Origin of the sequence: Streptomyces sp. NPDC058221 (assembly GCF_042882365.1) — a bacterium.
Lineage (GTDB): Bacteria > Actinomycetota > Actinomycetes > Streptomycetales > Streptomycetaceae > Streptomyces.
In genome coordinates this window covers 1-20,449 of record NZ_JBHVWF010000103.1, presented here as the reverse complement: position 1 = coordinate 20,449, position 20,449 = coordinate 1, and the positions used below count along the sequence as shown (strand labels likewise).

Below are 20,449 nucleotides of genomic sequence, written 5' to 3'. Positions count from 1 at the left end.
GTCCGCTGCCATGTTGCTCGAAGTGCGCGATCTGCACGTGGAGTTCCATACCCGGGACGGGGTGGCCAAGGCCGTCAACGGGGTCAACTACTCGGTGTCCGAGGGCGAGACGCTCGCGGTGCTCGGCGAGTCCGGCTCCGGGAAGTCCGTCACCGCGCAGGCGATCATGGGGATCCTCGACATGCCGCCGGGGAAGATCAGCGGCGGCGAGATCCTCTTCAAGGGCCGCGACCTGCTGAAGCTCAAGAAGGAGGAGCGCCGGAAGATCCGCGGCCAGGAGATGGCCATGATCTTCCAGGACGCGCTCTCCTCCCTCAACCCCGTACTGACGGTGGGGGAGCAGCTCGGCGAGATGTTCGTGGTGCACCGCGGACTCTCCCGCAAGGACGCGAGGACGAAGGCCGTCGAGCTGATGGACCGGGTGCGGATCCCGGCCGCCAAGGAGCGGGTCGGCAACTACCCGCACCAGTTCTCCGGCGGCATGCGCCAGCGCATCATGATCGCGATGGCGCTGGCCCTGGAGCCCGACCTGATCATCGCGGACGAGCCGACCACCGCGCTCGACGTCACCGTCCAGGCCCAGGTGATGGACCTGCTCGCGGAGCTCCAGCGCGAGCTGAACATGGGCCTGATCCTGATCACCCACGACCTGGGGGTCGTCGCCGACGTCGCCGACAAGATCGCCGTGATGTACGCGGGCCGGATCGTCGAGACCTCACCGGTCCACGACATCTACCAGGCGCCCGCGCATCCGTACACCCAGGGCCTGCTCCGCTCGATCCCGCGCCTGGACCAGAAGGGCCGGGAGCTGTACGCGATCAAGGGGCTGCCGCCCAACCTGCTGAACATCCCGTCCGGCTGCGCCTTCAACCCGCGCTGCCCGATGGCCCAGGACGTCTGCCGCACCGACGTACCGCCGCTGTTCGACGTGGCAGAGAACCGTCAGAGCGCCTGCTACTTCTGGAAGGAGACGCTCGATGCACGCTGACCACTCGGGGCGCAGGGAAGCGCGCCAGGAGGGCGAGGTGGCACGCGCCCTGCTGGCGAAGTCACGGGAGACCAGCGCCCAGGCGGGCCGGGAGCCGATCCTGGAGGTGCGTGACCTCGTCAAGCACTACCCGCTCACCCGAGGCATCGTGATCAAGAAGCAGATCGGGGCGGTGAAGGCCGTCGACGGGGTCTCCTTCGACCTGTCGGCGGGCGAGACGCTCGGCATCGTGGGGGAGTCCGGCTGCGGAAAGTCCACCGTCGCCCGGATGCTGGTGCATCTGGAACAGCCGACGGCCGGTGCGATCAGGTACAAGGGCGAGGACGTCACCAAGCTGTCCGGCCGTGCGCTGAAGGCCGTCCGCCGCAACATCCAGATGGTGTTCCAGGACCCCTATACCTCCCTCAACCCGCGCATGACGGTGGGCGACATCATCGGGGAGCCGTACGAGATCCACCCCGAGGTGGCCCCGAAGGGCGACCGGCGCCGCAAGGTGCAGGATCTGCTCGACGTCGTGGGTCTCAACCCGGAGTACATCAACCGCTATCCGCACCAGTTCTCCGGCGGTCAGCGCCAGCGCATCGGCATCGCCCGCGGGCTCGCGCTCAACCCGGAGATCATCGTCGCCGACGAACCGGTCTCGGCCCTCGACGTCTCCGTCCAGGCGCAGGTCGTCAACCTGCTGGACCGGCTCCAGTCGGAGTTCAACCTGAGCTACGTCTTCATCGCGCACGACCTGTCCATCGTCCGGCACATCTCGGACCGGGTCGGGGTGATGTACCTGGGACGGTTCGCCGAGATCGGCACGGACGAGGAGATCTACGAGCACCCCACGCACCCGTACACCCAGGCGCTGCTCTCCGCCGTGCCGGTGCCGGACCCGATGGCGCGGGAGTACCGCGAGCGGATCATCCTGCACGGCGACGTGCCCTCGCCCGCCAATCCGCCCTCCGGCTGCCGCTTCCGCACCCGCTGCTGGAAGGCGCAGGAGCGGTGCGAGCTGGAGGTCCCGCTGCTGGCCGTCCCGGCCGTCTTCCGGCTGACCGACACTCCGGCGAAGCACGATTCGGCCTGCCACTTCGCGGAGGAGAAGCGGGTGGTGCCGCCGGAGGGGACGCTGGGGTCGGCGCCGGGGGAGGGCGGGGCCGGTCCGGATGTGGAGAAGGTGGACCGGGAGGCCCGGAAGCCCCCGTCGTCCGGACCCGTGCGCGACGACGGGGCCGGGGGCACGGCGCCGGCGGTCCAGGACGAAGAACCCGGGCAGGACGGTGGGGACGACGGTCCGCCGCCCGCCGGGAGCAGCCGGGTCAGCTGACCGCCGGTCCGTTAACGCACGGGCAACTCGTCCGTCGCACGTCCGATATACGGACCCGTCAGCATGGACGACGTACGGCCGTGCGGGTGCCGTGGACCGGCCGGGGGCCGTCAAGTCCCCCGGCCGGTCGCCCGCCAGGACCGTGCGGCAGCGGCCCTCTTGTCGGGAGGCCGGGCGCGGTGGAGTATCGCTGGGGTGATACTCACCCGCGGAGCAAGAGTCACCGGAGCCGTCCTGTGCGCGGTGCTCGCGGTGCTCGTGGCGTGCTGGCTCGTACGGGACATCAGGGCCGCGGAATTCGGCCCGCTGTGGCGGTACTGGGCCGGTCTCTACGACGCCCGCCCGAAGGCGATGCCCGCGACCACGGCCATGGATGCCGCCCTGCTCGTGGTGTACGTGGTCGCCGCCGTCGCCGCGCTCCGCTCCTCGGTCGCCGCCACCGCGCTCGTCGCCACCGGAGTGATCACCCTCGCCGTACGGCTGCCCGGTACCTGGAACATCGGCAGCCGCGCGATGGAGTCGTCGTTCTCGGACGATCTGCGCACCCGGGCACTGATCAGCACCTTCGCGGGCCTCGCGGCAGGCATCGCGCTGATCATCACCGCCGGGGCCGGCCGCCGGCCACCGGCCGACTCCTACGAGCAGACACCCTCCCGGCCGGGGCCCGGCGCCTCCGTCACCGCGTTCCTGCTGCTGTGCGCGGCCGGCGCGGTGCTGATCGCCTGGGAGGTCCGGCAGGTCGTGAAGTTCCCGGACATCTTCCCGGACTGGTACCTGGGCGGTGACCGGTACGCGCACGGGGTGATCGATCCGCCGTCGGGCTGGAGCACCGTGGCGCTGGCCCTGCTCTGCCTGGTCGCGGGGGCGAGTGCCCTCTTCCACGCCGTGCACACCCGGCCGTTCGGCCTGGTGGCGGCCGCTCTGCTGCTGCCCGGTGGGGCGCTGGGCGTGTACCGGGCCGTGCACTACGACCTGCTCGACCACTTCGGTTCGCTGCCGACCGAGACCCAGCTCATGCTGGTCAGCTGGCTCTTCGAAGCGTTCGTCGCCGTGGTGGTGCTGATCGCGCTGGCGCCCAGGGGCTTCGCCGACGTCCCCGGCCCGTACGGGCCGGGGCACGGCTCGGGTTTCGGCCCGCCGGGATACGGATCTGCGGGATACGGCCCCGAACCGCACCCCGGACAGGACAGCGGCCCGTACCCGGGGCAGCAGCCGCCCGCCCCGGGATACGGATACCCGCAGGGCGGCGGCTTCGGGCCGCCCCCGCCGCCCTCCCAGCCGCCGCCGGGCTGGTAGCCCGGGGCGCGCGCCCTACGAGGCCGGGCCCGCCAGTGAGCGGCGCAGGAAGTCCACCTGGAGGAGCAGCAGATTCTCCGCCACCTTCTCCTGCGGGGTCATGTGCGTCACCCCGCTCAGCGGCAGCACCTCGTGCGGCCGTCCCGCGGCGAGCAGCGCCGACGACAGCCGCAGCGTGTTCGCGACCACCACGTTGTCGTCCGCGAGACCGTGGATGATCATCATCGGCCGCACCTGGTCGGCGGCCTGTGACAGTCCCTCGTCGGTGAGCAGCGAGTTGTGCGCGTAGACCTCGGGCCGGACCGCCGGGTCGCCGAGGTAGCGCTCCGAATAATGGGTGTCGTAGAGCCGCTGGTCGGTCACCGGGGCGCCCACGATCGCCGCGTGGAACACATCCGGCCGCCGCAGCGCGGCCAGGCCGGCCAGGAAGCCGCCGAACGACCAGCCCCGGATGGCCACCCGCTCCAGGTCCAGCGGGAACCGCCCGGCGAGCGCGTGCAGAGCCTCGACCTGGTCGTCGAGGCTGAGGGCGAGGTTGTCCTTGACCGCCTTCTCCCAGCCGGGTGAACGGCCCGGAGTGCCCCGGCCGTCCGCGACGATGACGGCGAAACCCTGGTCCGCGAACCACTGCGAGGTGAGATGGGCGTTGTGGGCGGCGACCACCCGGCGGCCGTGCGGCCCGCCGTACGGATCCATCAGAACCGGAAGCGGACCATCCGATTCCGTGTACCCGGTGGGGAGCATCACGGCGCACGGAATCCGCCGTGCGCCCCCTTCGGTGAGCTGCGCCCGGGTGGTCAGGACCGGCTGCTCCGCATGGTTCGCCACGGTGGCGATCAGCTTGCCGTCCCGGAGGACCCGCACGGTCGCTCCCGGCCGGTCCAGCGAGGTGGATACCAGCACCGTCACCCCGCCGGACCGGACCGCGGAGTGCAGGCCCGCGCCCTCCGAGACCCGCTCCACACCCAGCTCGTTGACCCGGTAGACATGGCTCTCGCCGATCTCCGGGACGGCCGCCCCCTCACCCGCGGACGCTGCCACCAGGACGTCGGACGCACCGATGTCCAGGACCGCCTTGATCTGCAGCTGCGCCCCGGTCAGCGGCCGGTCGCCGACGGCGAGGACCCGCGCCCCGCCCTCGTCCGCGATGCGCACGAGCCGTCCGTCCGGCGCCCACGCGGGCACTCCGGGGAACAGATCCAGCCACACCGGGTCCTCGTCCACATGCACGGTGCGGGTCGTGCCGGTCTCCGGGTCCACGGCGAGATGGAGCTGGCTCCGCTGGTCACGGGCCTGCACGAGCAGCAGGGGCGCCCCGTCCGACGACCAGTGCACCTGCGCCAGATACGGGAACCGGGCCCGGTCCCAGACCACTTCGGTGCGCTTGCCGGCCAGGTCCGTGACGAAGAGCTGCACCACGGCGTTGGGCGTCCCGGCCGCCGGGTACGCGACCTCGGCGGGCTTGCGCTCCGGGTGCGCGGGATCGGCGATCCACCACCGCTGCACCGGGCTGTCGTCGACCCGGGCGACGAGCAGCCGGTCCGACTCCGGCGACCACCAGAAGCCCCGGGAGCGCTGCATCTCCTCCGCCGCGATGAACTCCGCGAGACCGTAGGAGATCTGCGCGTCCTCCGGCTCAAGGAGCGCCCTGTCGTCCTCGCCCCCGGCTCCCACGACGTGCAGCGCGCCCTTGGACACGTAGGCGATGTGCCGTCCGTCGGGGGAGGGGCGCGGATCGATCACCGGACCCGGCACGGGCAGGGCGCGCGCCCCTCCCGCCCGGAGATCCGCGACGTACACCTTCCCGGAGAGGGCGAACGCCGCCAACTCGGCCGCGGCGTCCACCGCGTAGCCCACGACCCCGGACGACCCCTCGCGGCTCCGCTCGCGCCTGGCCCGCTCCTGCGCGGAAAGCCGTTCCGCCGAACCGCCGAGCAGCACCTCGGGATCGGCCACGACCCGCTCCCGCGGTGCGCCGTCGCCGGTCAGGTCCAGCACCCAGAGCCGGCCCGTCCGGTCCGTGCCCGAACCAGAGCGCAGGAAGATCACCCGCTCACCATCGGGTGACACGGTGAAAGCGCGCGGTGCGCCCAGGGTGAAGCGCATCGTCCGGGCCAGCTGGAGCGGGAAGGTGATCTCTGCCGAAGTCATGTGCCGAACCTATCGCCGACCCCCCGCGCGTGCGCCCCTCGTGCTGCCGTGCCCCGATCAATGCCTTGCCACGGATAGTTATGATCCGTAGCGCTCGGTGGGTATGAACCTGCTGGCTCCACGCGTGCTGCCCGTCCCCGACCGTACTGATGGAGGTGAACCGCCGTGGCACTCTCGATTTCGGCGGTGGTGCTGCTGGCGATCGTCGTCTTCCTGCTGGTCCGGAAGTCCGGGCTGAAGGGCGGACATGCGGTGGTCTGCGTGCTGCTCGGTTTCTATCTCGCCAGCTCGTCCGTCGCGCCCACCATCTCCGAGGTGACGACGAATGTGGCGGGCATGATCGGAGGGCTCAAATTCTGAGCGCGGCAACCGTCCGCGGTTCGTCGGCGCCCCGTGCGTGGGCGCCGTCGGCCATGGGGGCCGCCGGCTCGTAGGGTGGTCCCCATGACGGACCTTCCCGCCCGGCGTCTGCTCCTGGTGCACGCGCACCCCGACGACGAGTCGATCAACAACGGCGCCACCATGGCCAGGTACGCCGCCGACGGCGCCCTGGTCACGCTGGTGACCTGCACGCTCGGTGAGGAGGGGGAGATCATCCCGCCTTCGCTCGCGCATCTGGCAGCCGACCGGGACGACGGTCTGGGCCCCTGGCGGCAGCGTGAACTCACGGCGGCCATGAAGGAACTGGGGGTCACCGACCACCGCTTCCTCGGCGGCCCCGGCCGCTTCCGCGACTCCGGAATGATGGGCGCCGAGCAGAACCGCCGCCCCGGCGCCTTCTGGTCCGCCGACGTGGACGAGGCCGCCGGGTACCTCGTGGAGGTGATCCGTTCGGTCCGCCCCCAGGTCCTGGTCACCTACGACCCCGACGGCGGCTACGGGCACCCCGACCACATCCAGGCGCACCGGGTCGCGACGCGCGCCGCGGAGCTGGCCGCCGACCCCGCGTACCGGGCCGGCTCCGGTACGCCGCACGCCATCGCCAAGGTCTACTGGAACCGGGTGCCGCGCACGGTCGCCGATGACGCCTTCGCGCAGCTGCGGGCGAGTGCTCCCGACGCCTTCCCGGGCATCGCCGCGATCGACGACGTACCGGGTGTGGTGGACGACATCCTGATCACCACCGAGATCGACGGCACCGCCCACGCGGCGGCCAAGACGGCGGCGATGCGGGCGCACGCCACCCAGATCGCACTGAGCGGCCCCTTCTTCGCCCTGTCGAACGACCTGGGCCAGCCCGTCCTCACCACCGAGTACTACGAGTTGGTGAGCGGCGCGCCGGGCGCCCCCGCCGGTACGCGGGAACACGACCTCTTCGCCGGTGTGACAGGAGCGGACCAGTGAGCAGCAACAGGCAGCGGGCCGCACGGACCAACGCGCCTCCGAGGGACATTCCGGCCACCGGCCTGGCGGCTCCCCTCAACCCGCGCCGGATCCCCGCCCTGATCGGCCTCGCCGTCCTCGGGGCGGTCGTCGGAATCGCCGGAACGCTGGTCCAAGCCGCCTGGTTCCCGGGCGGATTGCTCCTCGCACTGCTCGCCTCCGGTGGACTCTTCTACGGCGGCCGCGTCGTCATGGGTACGCAGCCCGGCGCCCTGGCCCCCGCCGCGGGCTGGCTGATTTCGGTCATTGTTCTGCTGGGCGGACGCCCTGAGGGCGACTATGTCTTCGGTGACGAACTGGGCCTCGCCCTCTTCATGCTGGGCGGGATGGTCGTCGCTGTGATCTGTGCCACCATGTCGCGGTCACCCCAACCGGGTGCCGACAGCGGCCGACCTGGCAAGTAATGTGCCACGTCCGATCCCGTAATGCCCCCTGTCCGTCCGGGGGGTGCGCAGTCGTTTCCCCCGGTCGCGGGGTGTCTGTCGGCCGCGGCCAGTAAGGTGGTTCGCGCGCCGAGCCGTCCCCTGGCCTGCGGCACGGGGGAAGTACGGGCGGCGGAGCCAATCGGGAGAACCTGCTTTGAGTCGTGAAACTGACAGTTCGTCCTCCGGGCCCCAGGGCCGCGGAGGAGCCGCGTACCCCTCGGGTACGCCGCCGTACGGATCCCGCCAGTATCCGTCGCTGCACCCTTCGCAGGATGCCCCGGAGGAGACCCCGGAGCCTGCGGATCCGCCTCAGCCCGAAGAGCCGAGGACGGAGACGACGCTGACGACGCGTATCCGGATCAACATCCCCGGCTCGCGTCCGATCCCGCCTGTCGTCATGCGCACGCCCATGAGCGACGCGGACGGCGGCCCCGGCAACGAGCGCACGGGCAGCACCCCGCGCCCGGGCGCGGCCGCGCCCGACGGCGCGCAGGGGCCACCGGCCGCGCCGGGACCCGACGCCCGGGACGGGGCCGCCCCCGCGGCGGAACCCGCTCCCGAGAAGCCGGCCAGGGAGAAGGGCGGCAGCGACTGGTTCGCGCCGCGCAAGCCCCCGACGGGCTCCTCGACGGATACGTCCGGGGGCGCTTCGCCGGGCAGCCCTTCGCCGGGCGGTGGCACGAACGGGGCGGGCGCGAACGTAACGGGCCCGAACGGTGCCAATCCGAACGGTGCCGGTGCGAGCGGTGCCGGTACGAACGGCGCGGGCTTCTTCGCCGCCGGTCCCGCCGGACGGCCGGACGGTCCGGGCCCCGAGCGGGCCACCCCGCCGGCCGGCCCGCGCGCCGATCTGCCGTACTTCTCCGACGGTCCCCAGCGCGCCGGCGACCCGGGCGCGCCCGGGTCCGACGGCTCCGACGGCCCCGGTGGTCCGCGCTCCACGCCCAATCTCGGCATCCGTACGCCCGGCCCCTCCGGACCCACCACGGGACCGGCCACGGGCAGCTCCCCGCTCACCCCCAACCTCGACGGCCCCGGCCCCTTCGGCCAGCGGCCCGGCGGACCGGGCGGACCGGGCGGACCGAAGGCGCCCGGCGGCCCCGGTGGCGTACCGCCGCGGATGTCCGACGACACCGCGGTCCTCACGCCGCAGTTCCCGCCCGTGGGCTCCGGCTCCGGTGACAACGTCTCGGGTGACACGCTGAACAGCGGCATCCCGGTGGTGCCGTCGGAGCACCGCGCGACGCCGCCGCCGTTCCCGGGCCCCGATCTCACACCGCGGGTCCCGGAGAACCCGATGGGCACCGGCCCGGCCGGCCCGGGAGGATTCGCGGCCCAGGCGCCCGCGCCCGCCCGCCCCGCCCCGGAGCCCGCCGCGGCGAAGGCCCCGGCGAAGAAGGGCCGTTCGAAGCTGGTCCTGCTCGGCGTGGCCGCCGTCTGTCTGCTCGTGGTCGCCTACGGCGCCGGGCTGCTGATGAACCACTCCGACGTCCCCAAGGGCACCACCGTCCTCGGCGTCGACATCGGCGGCGGCACGAAGGAGGACGCCGTCGAGAAGCTGGACGCGGCTCTCGGCAAGCGGGCCAAGTCCCCGCTCCAGCTGAGCGTGGACGGCAGGAAGACGCAGATCGCACCGGACAAGGCCGGACTCGCCCTGGACAGCCAGGCGACCGTGCGCGGCGCGGCGGGCAGCGACTACAACCCGGTCTCCGTCATCGGTTCCCTCTTCGGCGGCAAGCGCGATATCGACCCGGTCATCCCGGTCGACCAGGAGAAGCTCGGAGTCGCACTGACCGACCTGGCCGGCGCCTCGGGCTCGGCCAGCAACGGCACGATCAGGTTCGAGCCGGGCAAGGCCGTCGCCGTACCGGGCAAGGCCGGCAAGGCGCTCGACGTCAACCAGTCGATGGGATCGGTGCGCGACGCCTACCGGGCCCAGGTGGAGACGGGCCGGACGGCCACCGTCGAGCTTCCGGTCGTCACCCGCGAGCCCACCATCAATCAGGCCGAACTGAACCGGGCGATGAAGGAGTTCGCACAGCCCGCGATGTCCGGTCTGATCACGATCAAGGCCGGGGCCAAGCAGATCCAGTTCGGCCCGGCCAAGTCGCTGCCGAAGATCCTCTCGATGCTGCCGGTCGACAACGGCACCAAGCTCAGTGACCACTACGACAAGAAGGCCATCGACACCCTCTGCGAAGGGGTCTTCGACGGCATCATGGTCACCAAGGGCGACGGAACGAAGCACCAGCTCAGCGCGGACGACGTGGCCTTCGCCATGAGGGGCGCGCTGCTCGGCAAGACCCCCGCCGAGCGGACCGTCACGATCGACCTCGGCGGCAACGGCTGACACCGGCCAGCACCGCACGCCGCCCCCGACCGGACCTCCGGCGGGGGCGGCGGCGTATGTCCGTGCGGTCCGCGGCGCCCGTCACACGTACGGCATGACATCTGTCATCCCGGATTCACGACCCGTGACCCTGCCGGGCGCGCACCCTGTTTTGTCAGTCTTGACCCATGACAACGACAGCCCCCGAAGCCACCGAGGCGAAGACCGCCGTGGTCAGCTTCGACCAGGTCAGCAAGGCATACGGTGACGTGCGCGCCGTGGACGCGCTCACCCTCGACCTGCACCCCGGCGAGACCGTGGCGCTCCTCGGCCCCAACGGCGCGGGCAAGTCCTCCGCCCTCGACCTCCTCCTCGGCCTGCGTACCGCCGACTCCGGGACGGTCCGTCTCTTCGGCACCACCCCACAGGCGGCCATCGCGGCCGGCCGCGTCGGTGCGATGCTGCAGACCGGCGGCCTGATGGAGGAGGTCACCGTCAAGGAGCTGGTCGGTCTCGTCTGCGATCTGCACCCCAGGCCCTACCCGGTGGACGAGGTGCTGTCGCGGGCCGGTATCGCCTCGATCTCCGGCCGCATGGTCAACAAGCTCTCCGGCGGGCAGGAGCAGCGCGTACGGTTCGCGCTCGCCACCGCCGGGGCCAACGACCTGATCGTGCTCGACGAGCCGACCACCGGGATGGACGTCACCGCCCGGCAGGCCTTCTGGGCCACCATGCGCGAGCAGGCCGACCAGGGCCGCACCGTGCTGTTCGCCACCCATTACCTCGAAGAGGCCGACGCCATCGCCGACCGCGTCCTGGTCCTGCACAAGGGCCGGATGCTCGCCGACGGCAGCGCGGCCGAGATCAAGGCCATGGCCGGGGCCCGCCGGATCTCCTTCGAGCTGGAGGGCCGGATCGACGAAGAGGCTCTGCGGGCCCTGCCGTTCCTCTCCTCGCTCGACATCACCGGCCGGCGGATCCGTATCCAGTCGCACAACGCCGACGCGACCGTGCACGCCGTCTACGGTCTCGGCCTCTACCCGCGCGAGCTCGAAGTCGCGGGACTCGGACTGGAGCAGGCCTTCGTCGCCATCACCGAGGCCGAGGAGGCCAGGACCGCATGAACACACTGATCAAGCTCGAAGTCACCCGCACCCTGCGGAACAAGAAGTTCATGTTCTTCTCGATCATCTATCCGTCGGTGCTCTACGTGCTGATCTCCGGCACCCAGAACACCACCGACAAGGTGCCGAACACCGATCTGACCCTGCAGTCGTTCTTCATGGTCTCGATGGCCTCCTTCGGTGCGCTGACCGCCGTCCTGATGGGCAACAGCGAGCGCATCGCCAAGGAGCGCGAGAAGGGCTGGGTCCGCCAGCTCCGGCTGACCGCGCTGCCCAGCCGCGGCTACGTCCTGGCCAAGATCGCCAGTGCCGCGATGGTCACCCTGCCCTGCATCGTGGTCGTCTTCCTCGTCGCGGCCTCCGCCAAGCACGTACGGTTCGAAGCCTGGCAGTGGCTGGCCCTCACCGGCCTCATCTGGGCCGGTTCGCTGGTCTTCGCCGCCCTCGGGGTCGCCATCGGCTACCTCGCCAGCGGTGACGCGGTCCGCCCGATCACGATGCTCATCTACTTCGCGCTCTCCATCCTCGGCGGTCTGTGGATGCCCACCGCGACCTTCCCGCAGTGGATCCAGAACATCTCCGAGTGGCTGCCCACGCACGCGTACGCTGCACTCGGCCAGGCCGTCGAGATGGGCGGCGCGCCGCACGGCAAGGACATCGCCATCCTCTGCGTCTACTTCCTGCTCTTCGCGGGCGGTGCGGCCTGGCTCTACCGGAAGGACACCCTGAAGGCGTGAAGGAAGAAGACGAGACGTCCGTGGGCATCGGGAGCCCGCCGGGGAACCGCAAACAGGCCGGGATCAAGAGCCTCTGGATCGGCGTCTGGCTCGCCTTCATGAGCGCGCCGATCAAGGATCTCGCCGATGGCGCCCACACCGCGTGGGCGACCGCGCTCGGCATCCTCGGACTGGTGGTCTTCGTCGGCTGCTATCTGCTTCTCGTCTTCCGTCCCTCGCCGAGGATGCTCAGCCCGGTACAGGTCCGGATCGTGCTCGCCTTCCTCAGCGCCCTCGCCGTCACGCTGTCCCTGACGCTCGGCAGCGCGTGGCTGGTCCTCTTCGTGTACGTCTCGGTCTGCGCGGGGGCCGCACTGCCCCTGCGGACGGCCCGCTGGCTGATCCCGGCCGCCGCCGCCGTACTCATCGGCATCGGCCTGGCCGGTGACCACCCGCGCGAGATCATCACGGCACTGGTCTTCCCGGCGCTGCTCGGCGGTTTCTCGATGACCGGCATCCGGCAGATGATCCTCACCACCATCCAGCTCCGCGAGGCCCGGGCCACCGTCGCCCAGCTCGCCGCCAACGAGGAACGGCTGCGTCTCGCCCGGGATCTGCACGATCTGCTCGGTCACTCCCTCTCGCTGATCACCCTCAAGAGCGAACTGGCCGGGCGGATGCTCCCCGCCAACCCGGAGCAGGCGGCCGCACAGGTCGCCGACATCGAACGGGTCAGCCGGCAGGCCCTGGTGGACGTGCGCAGCGCCGTCACCGGCTACCGGCGCCCGACCCTCCCCGGCGAACTGGCCGGTGCCCGCACCGCGCTGGCCGCCGCCGGAATCACCGCCGACATCCCGGCCGAGCCGCCCGAGTACCTCCCCGAGAAGCAGGAGGAGGTACTCGCCTGGGCGCTGCGGGAAGCCGTCACCAACGTCGTACGCCACAGCGGCGCCCGGAGCTGCACGGTCACCCTCGTCCCGCGCCAGACCCTGGACGGGCGGGTCCTCGAACTCACCGTCGCCGACGACGGCCGCGGCGCCTCCGGGACGACACCGGGCAACGGCCTCACCGGCATCGCGGAGCGCCTCGACGCCGTCGGCGGGACACTGACCAGCCGGGCCACCAACTCCCGCTCCGGAAAGGGCTTCACCCTCGCCCTCGGCGTGCCGCTCGAATCCGGCCTAGGATCCCGGGAATGAGCATGATCAGACTCCTCCTTGCCGAGGACCAGTCCATGGTGCGCGAAGCCCTGGCCGCGCTGCTCGGTCTGGAGCCCGACATCGAGGTGGTCGCCCAGGTCGCCCGCGGCGACGAGGTGCTCGCCGCTGCCCGGGACCACGATGTCGACGTGGCCCTCCTGGACATCGAGATGCCCGGTATGACGGGCATCGACGCGGCGGCGGAGCTGCACCGCGAACTCCCGGACGTGAAGGTCGTCGTCGTCACCACCTTCGGCCGGCCCGGCTACCTGCGCCGCGCGATGGAGTCGGGGGCGGACGCGTTCCTGGTGAAGGACGCCCCCGCGTCCCAGCTCGCCGAAGCGGTACGCAAGGTACTCACCGGTGAACGCGTCATCGACCCGAGCCTCGCCGCTGCCGCACTCGCCGACGGGGCAAGCCCGCTGACCGAGCGGGAGCGCGAGGTGCTGCGCACGGCGGCGGACGGTTCGACCAACGCGGAGATCGCGGCGGTGCTGCACCTGTCGCAGGGGACGGTCCGCAACTACCTCTCGACGGCGATCCAGAAGACGGCGGCGCGGAATCGGGCGGAGGCGGTTCGGATGGCGCGGGAGAAGGGGTGGCTGTAGGCGCCTGGCGCGCCCAGGCGCCCGGGTGCCCAGGGGGCCGGGTGCCCAGGGGCCGGGTGCCCAGGGGCCGGGTGCCCAGGGGCCGGGTGCCTGGGTGCCCCGGGGCAGACGGGGGCTCGCCGTTCTGGCCGGGGCTCCGCCCCGGACCCCGCGCCTCAATCGCCGGCGGGGCTTGAACGGTCGGCGGTGGGGTTTGAGGGGGCGGCGGGGCTTTAACGGCCGGCGGTGGGGCCGGAAGGGGCTGGGGGGCCCGGGGAGACCAGGCCCGCCTCGTACGCGATGATGACCAGCTGCACCCGGTCCCGGGCGTTCAGCTTGGCGAGCAGCCGGGTCAGATACGTCTTCGCGGTGGCGACGCTGATGAACAGCCGCTCCGCGATCTCCGCGTTGGACAGCCCGCTGCCGACCAGCACCAGCACCTCGCGCTCCCGTTCGGTGATCGCGGTGAGCGGCCGCTGCGGCGCCGCCGTCGCGGGGCGCCCCGCGAAGTCCTTGATCAGCCGGCGGGTGACACTCGGCGCGATCAGGGCGTCCCCGGCCGCCACCACCCGGACCGCAGCCAGGATGTCGTCCAGCGCCATGTCCTTGACCAGGAATCCGGCCGCGCCGGCGCGCAGGGCGCCGTAGACGTACTCGTCGTCGTCGAACGTGGTGAGGACCAGCACATGCGCGGTACCGGACCCCGCGGTGATCCGTTCGGTGGCCTCGATGCCGTTCAGCCCCGGCATCCGGATGTCCATCACGACGACGTCGGGGGCCAGTTGCCCGGTCAGTCGCACCGCCTCGTCGCCCGTCCCCGCCTCGCCCACCACCTCGATGTCGGGGAGGTCGGCGATGACCATGCGCAGCGCCGCCCGCACCAGTGGCTGGTCGTCGGCGAGCAGCACCCGCACCGGGGCGGTCCCGTCCCGGTCGCTCATGCCGCGTCCCCCTCCGGCACCGGCAGCCGGGCCGTCACCCGGAAGCCGCCCTCCGGGCGTGGGGCGGCGGTGAACTCGCCGTGCAGCAGGGCGACCCGCTCGCGCATACCGATCAGCCCGAACCCGGTGTCCGCGGAGTGGCCCGGGCCCCGGCCGCGGTCCGCGACCTCGATGCCGAGCTCTTCGGATCCGTACTCGACCGACACCCGGCAGGAACCGGTGGCCGCATGCCGGACCACGTTGGTCACCGACTCCTGGATGATGCGGAATGCCGACAAATCGATGTCCGGCGGCAGTGGGCGCCGTTCGCCCTGCCACCGAACCTCCACCCGGACACCGGCCGCGGTGGTGGCACGCGCCAGCCGGTCGACGTCCGCCATCCCCTCCGCCGGGTGCAGCGGCGCCGCCTCCCGCAGCGGACCCTCGGGGTCCGGCCCGTCCTGCCGCAGTGCACCGAGCATCCGGCGCAGCCCCGACAGCGTCTCCCGGCCCGCGGTCTCCACCGCGCTCATCGCCTCGCGGGCCGCGTCCGGCTGGGTGTGCACGACCCGGGCCGCCGCTCCCGCCTGGAGGGCGATGATGCCGACGCTGTGCGCGACCATGTCGTGCATCTCGCGGGCGATGCGCAGCCGTTCGGCGGTGATCGCCTGCCGGGCCGCCTGCGCGGTCAGGTCCGCGTCGTGCCGGCGTGCCTCGTGCACCGAGCGGCCGGCCAGCCAGGCCACGACCGCCGTCAGCGCGACGGTCAGCTCCGCCGACGTACCGGCGAACCACCCGGACAGCAACCGGGTGGCGACGAAGCCGCCCAGCACGGCGAGCGCCAGGCCGAGGCCGATGAGGCCGGTCTTCAGCGGGCGGGTGGCGCCGATGAAGCACAGCAGCACATCGACTGCCAGGAACTGCGCGAGCGGGATCTCGCCCACGCTCAGCGAGACCGTGGCGAAGGCGGCGGCGGCGAGCACCAGCGAGAGGGAGGCCAGCGGACGCCGCGCCGTCAGCACACAGCCGCCGGCCAGCATCGCCGAGGCGATCGCCTGCGTCAGCAGACCGTCCCAGCGGTAGAGCAGCACGCCAGGCATGACGGAGGGCTCGGACTCGCCGGGCAGCTGGACCCGCATGAGGACGGTGAGCGCCACCCCCACGCACCAGGCGACCGCCACCCAGGCGCCCGGCGGTACGCGCTTGAACAGGGGCACGGCAGGCGGCGACGGGGACATGCGCCGATCGTAGCCACCGCCGCCGGGCCCGGCATCGGACCACGGTCGTACACCCACGGTCGACACGCGCTCCCGGCAGGTGCCGACGGCGGTCCGATGACGAACGGGGCCTGCGCACAGGACTGTGGACAGCGTGATCGAAGTCAACGGACTGACCAAGCGATACGGCGCTGCCACCGCCGTCAAGGACCTCACATTCACCGTACGGCCGGGCGAGGTCACCGGCTTCCTCGGGCCCAACGGGGCCGGCAAGACGACCACCCTGCGCATGCTCCTGGGCCTGGTCGAGCCCACCGCCGGGACGGCCACCCTCCAGGGCCGGCCGTTCCGCCACCACCCGCGCGGGCTGCGTCACGTCGGCGCACTCCTCGACGCGGGCGACGTCCACGGCGGCCGTACCGCCCGCGCCCACCTCGCCGTACTGGCGCGCAGCAACGGCATCCCGCGCACCCGGGTCGACGCACTGCTCCAGGAAGTCGGCCTTGCCAAAGCCGCCCGACTGCGCATCGGCGGCTTCTCGCTCGGGATGCGCCAACGGCTCGGCATCGCCACCGCGCTCCTCGGCGACCCGCCGGTGCTGCTCTTCGACGAACCGCTCAACGGCCTCGACCCGGAGGGGGTGCTGTGGGTGCGAGGACTGTTCCGCCGCCTTGCCTCGGAGGGCCGCACGGTGTTCGTCTCCAGTCACCTGATGACCGAGATGGAGAACACCGCCGACCGGCTCGTCGTCATCGGCCGCGGCGAACTCATCGCAGCCGAGAGCCTGTCCGCGTTCGCCGCCCGGGGCACCCGGCTGAGCGTGACCGTGAGCACTCCCGACGCCGCGACCCTCACCCCGCTGCTCACCGCCGAGGGGGCCTCGGTGGAACCGGACGGGGGCCGCCTCACGGTGACCGGCCTGACCGCTGCACGGATCGGTGAACTGGCCTTCCGGCACCGCGTCCTGCTGCACGAACTCACGACCTCCAGAGCCTCGTTGGAGGAGGCGTTCATGGAACTCACCGCAGACAGCGTCGAATACCTCGCAGGAGACCCCCGATGACCACGGCGACGACCACGCCCGCAGTCCGCGTGGCGCACGACGGGCCCCGCGCCCGATTCGGTGACCTGCTGGCCGCCGAGTGGCTCAAGATGTGGTCGCTGCGCTCGACCCCCTGGCTGTACGTGATCACCGCGCTGGCCGTCGTCGCGTTCAACGCCGGTACGGCGTACGACCACTACAAGTACTGGTACGAGTACGACGAGCACGGCCGCGAGTCCTTCATGGCCAACGGCTCACCGCTCATGGACGCCTTCACCGGGAACGCCGCCACGGTGCTGGTGCTGGCCGTCGCCGCCATCGGCGCCGTATCGGTCACCGGCGAGTACGGCACCGGTCTGATCCGCACCACGTTCACCGCGGTCTCGGCCCGGCGCTCGGTGATGGCCGCCAAGGTGCTCGTCCTCGCCGCGGTCACCACCGTCTTCGGCGCACTCGTCGCCGCGGCCTCGTTCGCCTCCACCCAGGCGATCCTCTCCGGCCGGAACGCCTCGGTCTCCCTCGGCCACCCGGACGCCCTGCGCATCATCGTGGCCTCCGCGCTGCTCGCCCCGGTGGCCGCGCTCGCGGGTCTGGCGATCGGCACGGTGCTCCGCCACACCGGGGGTTCCATCGTCGGATGTGTGGTGGTGCTGCTCCTGCTCCCCATCGTCCTGAGCTCCCGCCGCCACCTGACAGCGGTGCTCCAGCACACCCTGCCCTACAGCGCGTGGGAGCGCCTGACGGGCACGGAGACGCAGCACGCCGGCGAACTCTTTCCGTGGGGGGCCGGCGGAGCGTGGACGGTCTACGCTCTCTGGGCACTGGTGGCAGGTGTGCTGGCGGTGGTCGCGGTGCATCGCCGGGACCAGTGACGGCGGACGGCCGCGAGGCGGGCGCACTCCGCCCGCCTCCCCAACCGGTCTTCCCTGCAAGTGATTTCAGAAACATGCTGGAAATTCTTGCGTAACTCTTGACGTGTCCATCGCTGGAACGGCAGGCTCCGAACTCCCCCCACGGTGGCCAGGCGCGTGGCTGCCCACGACGGGTACGGGCTCGCCCGTACCCGCGACCGAAGGAGCCGCAGATGAGTTCCCGCGCCGCTCGCGCGACACTGGCCGGCCTGGTGGCCGCCGCCGGTATCACCGCCCTCGCCCCCTGGACCTCGCAGGCGACCCCGCCGGGCGACAAGACCGTCACCGCCACCCTGTTCGAGTGGAAGTACGACGCGGTGGCCCAGGCCTGTACCGACTCGCTCGGTCCGGCCGGCTACGGCTATGTGGAGGTCTCGCCCGCCTCCGAGCACATCCAGGGCGACCAGTGGTGGACCTCGTACCAGCCGGTCAGCTACAAGATCGCCGGACGCCTCGGCGACCGTGACTCCTTCCGCTCGATGGTGGAGAGCTGCCACTCGGCCGGTGTGAAGGTCGTCGCGGACGCCGTCATCAACCACATGTCGTCCGGCTCCGGGACCGGGACCGGCGGCACGGAGTACACGAAGTACACCTACCCGGGATACTTCCAGGACCAGGATTTCCACGCCTGCCGCAAGGACATCAGCAACTACGGCGACCGCGACGACGTCCAGACCTGCGAACTGGTCGGCCTGGCCGACCTCGACACCGGCAGCGACGCCGTCCGGTCGACCATCGCCGCCTACCTCTCCGACCTGCGCACCCTGGGCGTCGACGGGTTCCGCATCGATGCCGCCAAGCACATGGCGGCCGACGACATCTCCGCGATCAAGGGCAAGATGGCCGACCCGGGCTTCTGGGTCACCGAGGTCATCTACGGCGGCGGCGAGGCCGTACAGCCCGACGAGTACACGGGCGTGGGGGACGTCGACGAGTTCCGCTACGGCGGCCATCTCAAGAGCGCCTTCCAGGGCGGCTCCCTCACCGGACTGAAGAGCGTCGCCGACGGCAAGCTGGCGAGCGCGAACGCCCGTACGTTCGTGGACAACTGGGACACCGAGCGCAACGGTTCCACGCTGACGTACAAGGACGGTTCGGCCTACACCCTGGCCAACGTCTTCATGCTGGCCTCGCCCTACGGCTCCCCGAACGTCTTCTCCGGCTACGAGTGGTCGGACAAGGACGCCGGTCCGCCCAGCGGCGGCGCGGCAACCTGCGGAGGCGACGGCTGGACCTGCGTGCACGCCCAGACGGCGATCACCGGCATGGTGGGCTTCCACAACGCCACCGAGGGCGCCGAGCTGACCGACTGGTGGGACAACGGATCGTCGGCCATCGCCTTCGGACGCGGCGACAAGGGCTTCGTGGCCATCAACAACGGCGACGACACCCTTGAGCAGTCGTTCACCACGTCGCTCCCGGCCGGCACCTACTGCAACGTGGCGCAGGCCTCCCCGGACGCCTGCGACGGCAACACCGTGGAGGTCGGCGACGACGGCACCGTGACGGCGTCCGTCCCGGCGAAGGGCGCGCTGGCCCTGCACGCCTGAGCCCGCGCGAACAGCACGACGCCCGGCCGGAAGGGTCCGTCAGGACCCCGTCGGCCGGGCGTTGCGCCGTTCGCGTCTCTAGAGGCCGGCCGTGGTCTGTGCGCCGTTCGCGCTCCCGGCCAGCCACTGCGACCACGACAGGTTGAAGGAGGCGTAGCCGTTGTCCGCCGACGCCTTGGCGCGCGGGGAGCCGGTGACCGTGATGGGGTCGCCCTGCTTGACCTGGCCGTAGAACCACTTCGCGTCGGACAGCGAGAGGTGCACGCAGCCGTGCGAGCCGAGCGCGCTGCCGCTGCCCGGGTTGGTGTCGCCGGTGGAGAAGTGGACGTAGGTGCCCGACTGGGTGAGGTGGATGTCCCAGGGCAGGGTCAGGTCGTAGTAGTTCGCATCGCCCTTGTTGCAGCTGATACCGACGCTGCAGGACGTCATGTGGACCTTCTCCTGCTTGTCGATCACGGCCATCGTGCCGTTCCAGGTCGGGTACTCGGCGCTGCCCGCGTTGATGGAGAGCGTCCGGACAGCGGCGCCGTTACGGGTGACCTTCATGGTGTGGCCGGTGACCGAGGCGTCGGCCCGGACGTCGTCACCGATGGTGAAGGAGTGGGTGTAGGGGTGGGTGCCGTAGCGGCCGCTGCCGTTGGAGACGTACTTCAGATCGGCGTCGAGCCGCACCTTGGTGCCGGTCTTCCAGTAGTTCTCCGGACGCCAGTCGACCCGCTTGTCGCCCATCCAGTGCCAGGCCCCGTTGGTGGGGACCGAGGCGGAGACCTTGAGGTGCTTCTCGATGTTCTTGTGGGCCGAGGCGGCCACCGGGTTGGTGAAGACCACGGAGATGGGCATGGCGACACCGACCGTCGCCTTGTCCAGCGGCGCGATCGAGTCGAGCAGCATCGGCGGGCCCGTGGGGTGCGTGGGCGACGGACGCGCGGACGCACTCGCCGACGCGCCGCCCTTCGCGCCGTCGGCGGCGGTGTCCGAGCCCGACGACTTGCCGCCGCATGCGCTGGTGCCCGCCAGTACCGCACTCACCAGCAACGCGATCCCTATAACGCCCTTGCCCCGCCGCATGTCCTGCTCCACTCGCGTCACTACTTCAAGGATTCAACATTTATAAAGACATCGAGTCGGGCGCCGCGGTTGCGGACGGCGCGTAAAGCGCGTGCCAAGTTCACGGGCCCGGAGCACAGAGGGGGGGGGGGGGGGCCGCCGGCGCCCCCCGCCCCCCCCCCCGGGCCGGCCCCCCCGGGGGGGGGGTTAAAAAAAAAAACCGACGCCCCCAAGAGAGGGGGGGTGTTT

The 20,449-nt window shown here is 71.6% G+C and carries 18 protein-coding genes; 14 read left to right on the top strand and 4 right to left on the bottom strand.

The features are described 5' to 3' along the window. Positions 1–10: 10 nt before the first annotated feature. From ACFVW8_RS27460 to ACFVW8_RS27450, 3 genes are all read left to right on the top strand, one after another. Positions 11–988 carry an ABC transporter ATP-binding protein gene (locus ACFVW8_RS27460; protein ID WP_389694510.1) on the top strand — a complete coding sequence of 326 codons (978 nt, stop codon included), beginning with the start codon at positions 11–13 and terminating at the stop codon, positions 986–988. Then, a complete protein-coding gene (locus tag ACFVW8_RS27455) occupies positions 978–2,303 on the top strand; it encodes an ABC transporter ATP-binding protein (RefSeq protein WP_389694508.1) in 1,326 nt (441 codons plus the stop codon). The genes ACFVW8_RS27460 and ACFVW8_RS27455 overlap by 11 nt, the downstream gene beginning before the upstream one ends. 195 nt (positions 2,304–2,498) lie before the next feature. Continuing rightward, positions 2,499–3,599: a hypothetical protein gene (locus ACFVW8_RS27450; RefSeq protein ID WP_389694506.1), complete on the top strand. Its 1,101-nt coding sequence runs from the start codon at positions 2,499–2,501 to the stop codon at positions 3,597–3,599. A gap of 15 nt (positions 3,600–3,614) precedes the next feature. Here ACFVW8_RS27450 and ACFVW8_RS27445 read toward each other — a convergent pair whose 3' ends face one another. Beyond that, the gene (locus ACFVW8_RS27445) at positions 3,615–5,705 is read right to left on the bottom strand and encodes a prolyl oligopeptidase family serine peptidase (protein ID WP_389694530.1); all 2,091 of its coding nucleotides are present in this window, start codon (positions 5,703–5,705) and stop codon (positions 3,615–3,617) included. 210 nt (positions 5,706–5,915) lie between these two features. Between ACFVW8_RS27445 and ACFVW8_RS27440 the strand changes: the two genes are divergently transcribed. From ACFVW8_RS27440 to ACFVW8_RS27405, 8 genes are all read left to right on the top strand, one after another. Next, positions 5,916–6,110, top strand: a complete 195-nt coding sequence (locus ACFVW8_RS27440) for a hypothetical protein (RefSeq protein WP_389694504.1) — start codon at positions 5,916–5,918, stop codon at positions 6,108–6,110. An 84-nt stretch (positions 6,111–6,194) separates the two neighbouring features. Then, the gene (gene mshB, locus ACFVW8_RS27435; protein ID WP_389694502.1) at positions 6,195–7,094 is read left to right on the top strand and encodes an N-acetyl-1-D-myo-inositol-2-amino-2-deoxy-alpha-D-glucopyranoside deacetylase; all 900 of its coding nucleotides are present in this window, start codon (positions 6,195–6,197) and stop codon (positions 7,092–7,094) included. Continuing rightward, positions 7,091–7,537: a DUF6113 family protein gene (locus tag ACFVW8_RS27430; protein ID WP_389694500.1), complete on the top strand. Its 447-nt coding sequence runs from the start codon at positions 7,091–7,093 to the stop codon at positions 7,535–7,537. The genes mshB and ACFVW8_RS27430 overlap by 4 nt, the downstream gene beginning before the upstream one ends. A 430-nt stretch (positions 7,538–7,967) precedes the next feature. Beyond that, positions 7,968–9,908, top strand: a complete 1,941-nt coding sequence (locus ACFVW8_RS27425; RefSeq protein ID WP_389694528.1) for a hypothetical protein — start codon at positions 7,968–7,970, stop codon at positions 9,906–9,908. Between the two features lie 167 nt (positions 9,909–10,075). Continuing rightward, positions 10,076–11,011 (top strand): ABC transporter ATP-binding protein, encoded by a 936-nt coding sequence (locus ACFVW8_RS27420; protein WP_389694498.1) that lies wholly within the window; start codon positions 10,076–10,078, stop codon positions 11,009–11,011. Beyond that, complete coding sequence (locus tag ACFVW8_RS27415) at positions 11,008–11,748, top strand: ABC transporter permease (protein WP_389694496.1); 741 nt, start codon at positions 11,008–11,010, stop codon at positions 11,746–11,748. Before ACFVW8_RS27420 ends, ACFVW8_RS27415 begins: the two co-directional genes overlap by 4 nt. Continuing rightward, complete coding sequence (locus tag ACFVW8_RS27410) at positions 11,745–12,926, top strand: sensor histidine kinase (protein WP_389694494.1); 1,182 nt, start codon at positions 11,745–11,747, stop codon at positions 12,924–12,926. Before ACFVW8_RS27415 ends, ACFVW8_RS27410 begins: the two co-directional genes overlap by 4 nt. Beyond that, positions 12,923–13,534 carry a response regulator gene (locus ACFVW8_RS27405; RefSeq protein ID WP_389694492.1) on the top strand — a complete coding sequence of 204 codons (612 nt, stop codon included), beginning with the start codon at positions 12,923–12,925 and terminating at the stop codon, positions 13,532–13,534. The genes ACFVW8_RS27410 and ACFVW8_RS27405 overlap by 4 nt, the downstream gene beginning before the upstream one ends. 212 nt (positions 13,535–13,746) lie before the next feature. Here ACFVW8_RS27405 and ACFVW8_RS27400 read toward each other — a convergent pair whose 3' ends face one another. Continuing rightward, positions 13,747–14,454, bottom strand: a complete 708-nt coding sequence (locus ACFVW8_RS27400; RefSeq protein ID WP_389694490.1) for a response regulator — start codon at positions 14,452–14,454, stop codon at positions 13,747–13,749. Then, positions 14,451–15,671 carry a sensor histidine kinase gene (locus ACFVW8_RS27395; RefSeq protein ID WP_389694488.1) on the bottom strand — a complete coding sequence of 407 codons (1,221 nt, stop codon included), beginning with the start codon at positions 15,669–15,671 and terminating at the stop codon, positions 14,451–14,453. The genes ACFVW8_RS27400 and ACFVW8_RS27395 overlap by 4 nt, the downstream gene beginning before the upstream one ends. Before the next feature lie 133 nt (positions 15,672–15,804). Between ACFVW8_RS27395 and ACFVW8_RS27390 the strand changes: the two genes are divergently transcribed. The 3 genes from ACFVW8_RS27390 to ACFVW8_RS27380 all read left to right on the top strand — a co-directional run bounded on the left by ACFVW8_RS27390 (position 15,805) and on the right by ACFVW8_RS27380 (position 19,153). Next, on the top strand, positions 15,805–16,713 hold the full coding sequence (locus tag ACFVW8_RS27390) for an ABC transporter ATP-binding protein (RefSeq protein WP_389694486.1): 909 nt from the start codon (positions 15,805–15,807) through the stop codon (positions 16,711–16,713). Next, entirely contained in the window at positions 16,710–17,564 is an 855-nt protein-coding gene (locus ACFVW8_RS27385) for an ABC transporter permease (RefSeq protein ID WP_389694484.1), read from the top strand. Before ACFVW8_RS27390 ends, ACFVW8_RS27385 begins: the two co-directional genes overlap by 4 nt. A 212-nt stretch (positions 17,565–17,776) precedes the next feature. After that, entirely contained in the window at positions 17,777–19,153 is a 1,377-nt protein-coding gene (locus ACFVW8_RS27380) for an alpha-amylase family protein (RefSeq protein WP_389694482.1), read from the top strand. Between the two features lie 78 nt (positions 19,154–19,231). On the opposite strand, the gene ACFVW8_RS27375 is transcribed toward ACFVW8_RS27380, so the two are convergent. Next, entirely contained in the window at positions 19,232–20,221 is a 990-nt protein-coding gene (locus ACFVW8_RS27375) for an Ig-like domain-containing protein (protein ID WP_389694526.1), read from the bottom strand. Positions 20,222–20,449: the final 228 nt, after the last annotated feature.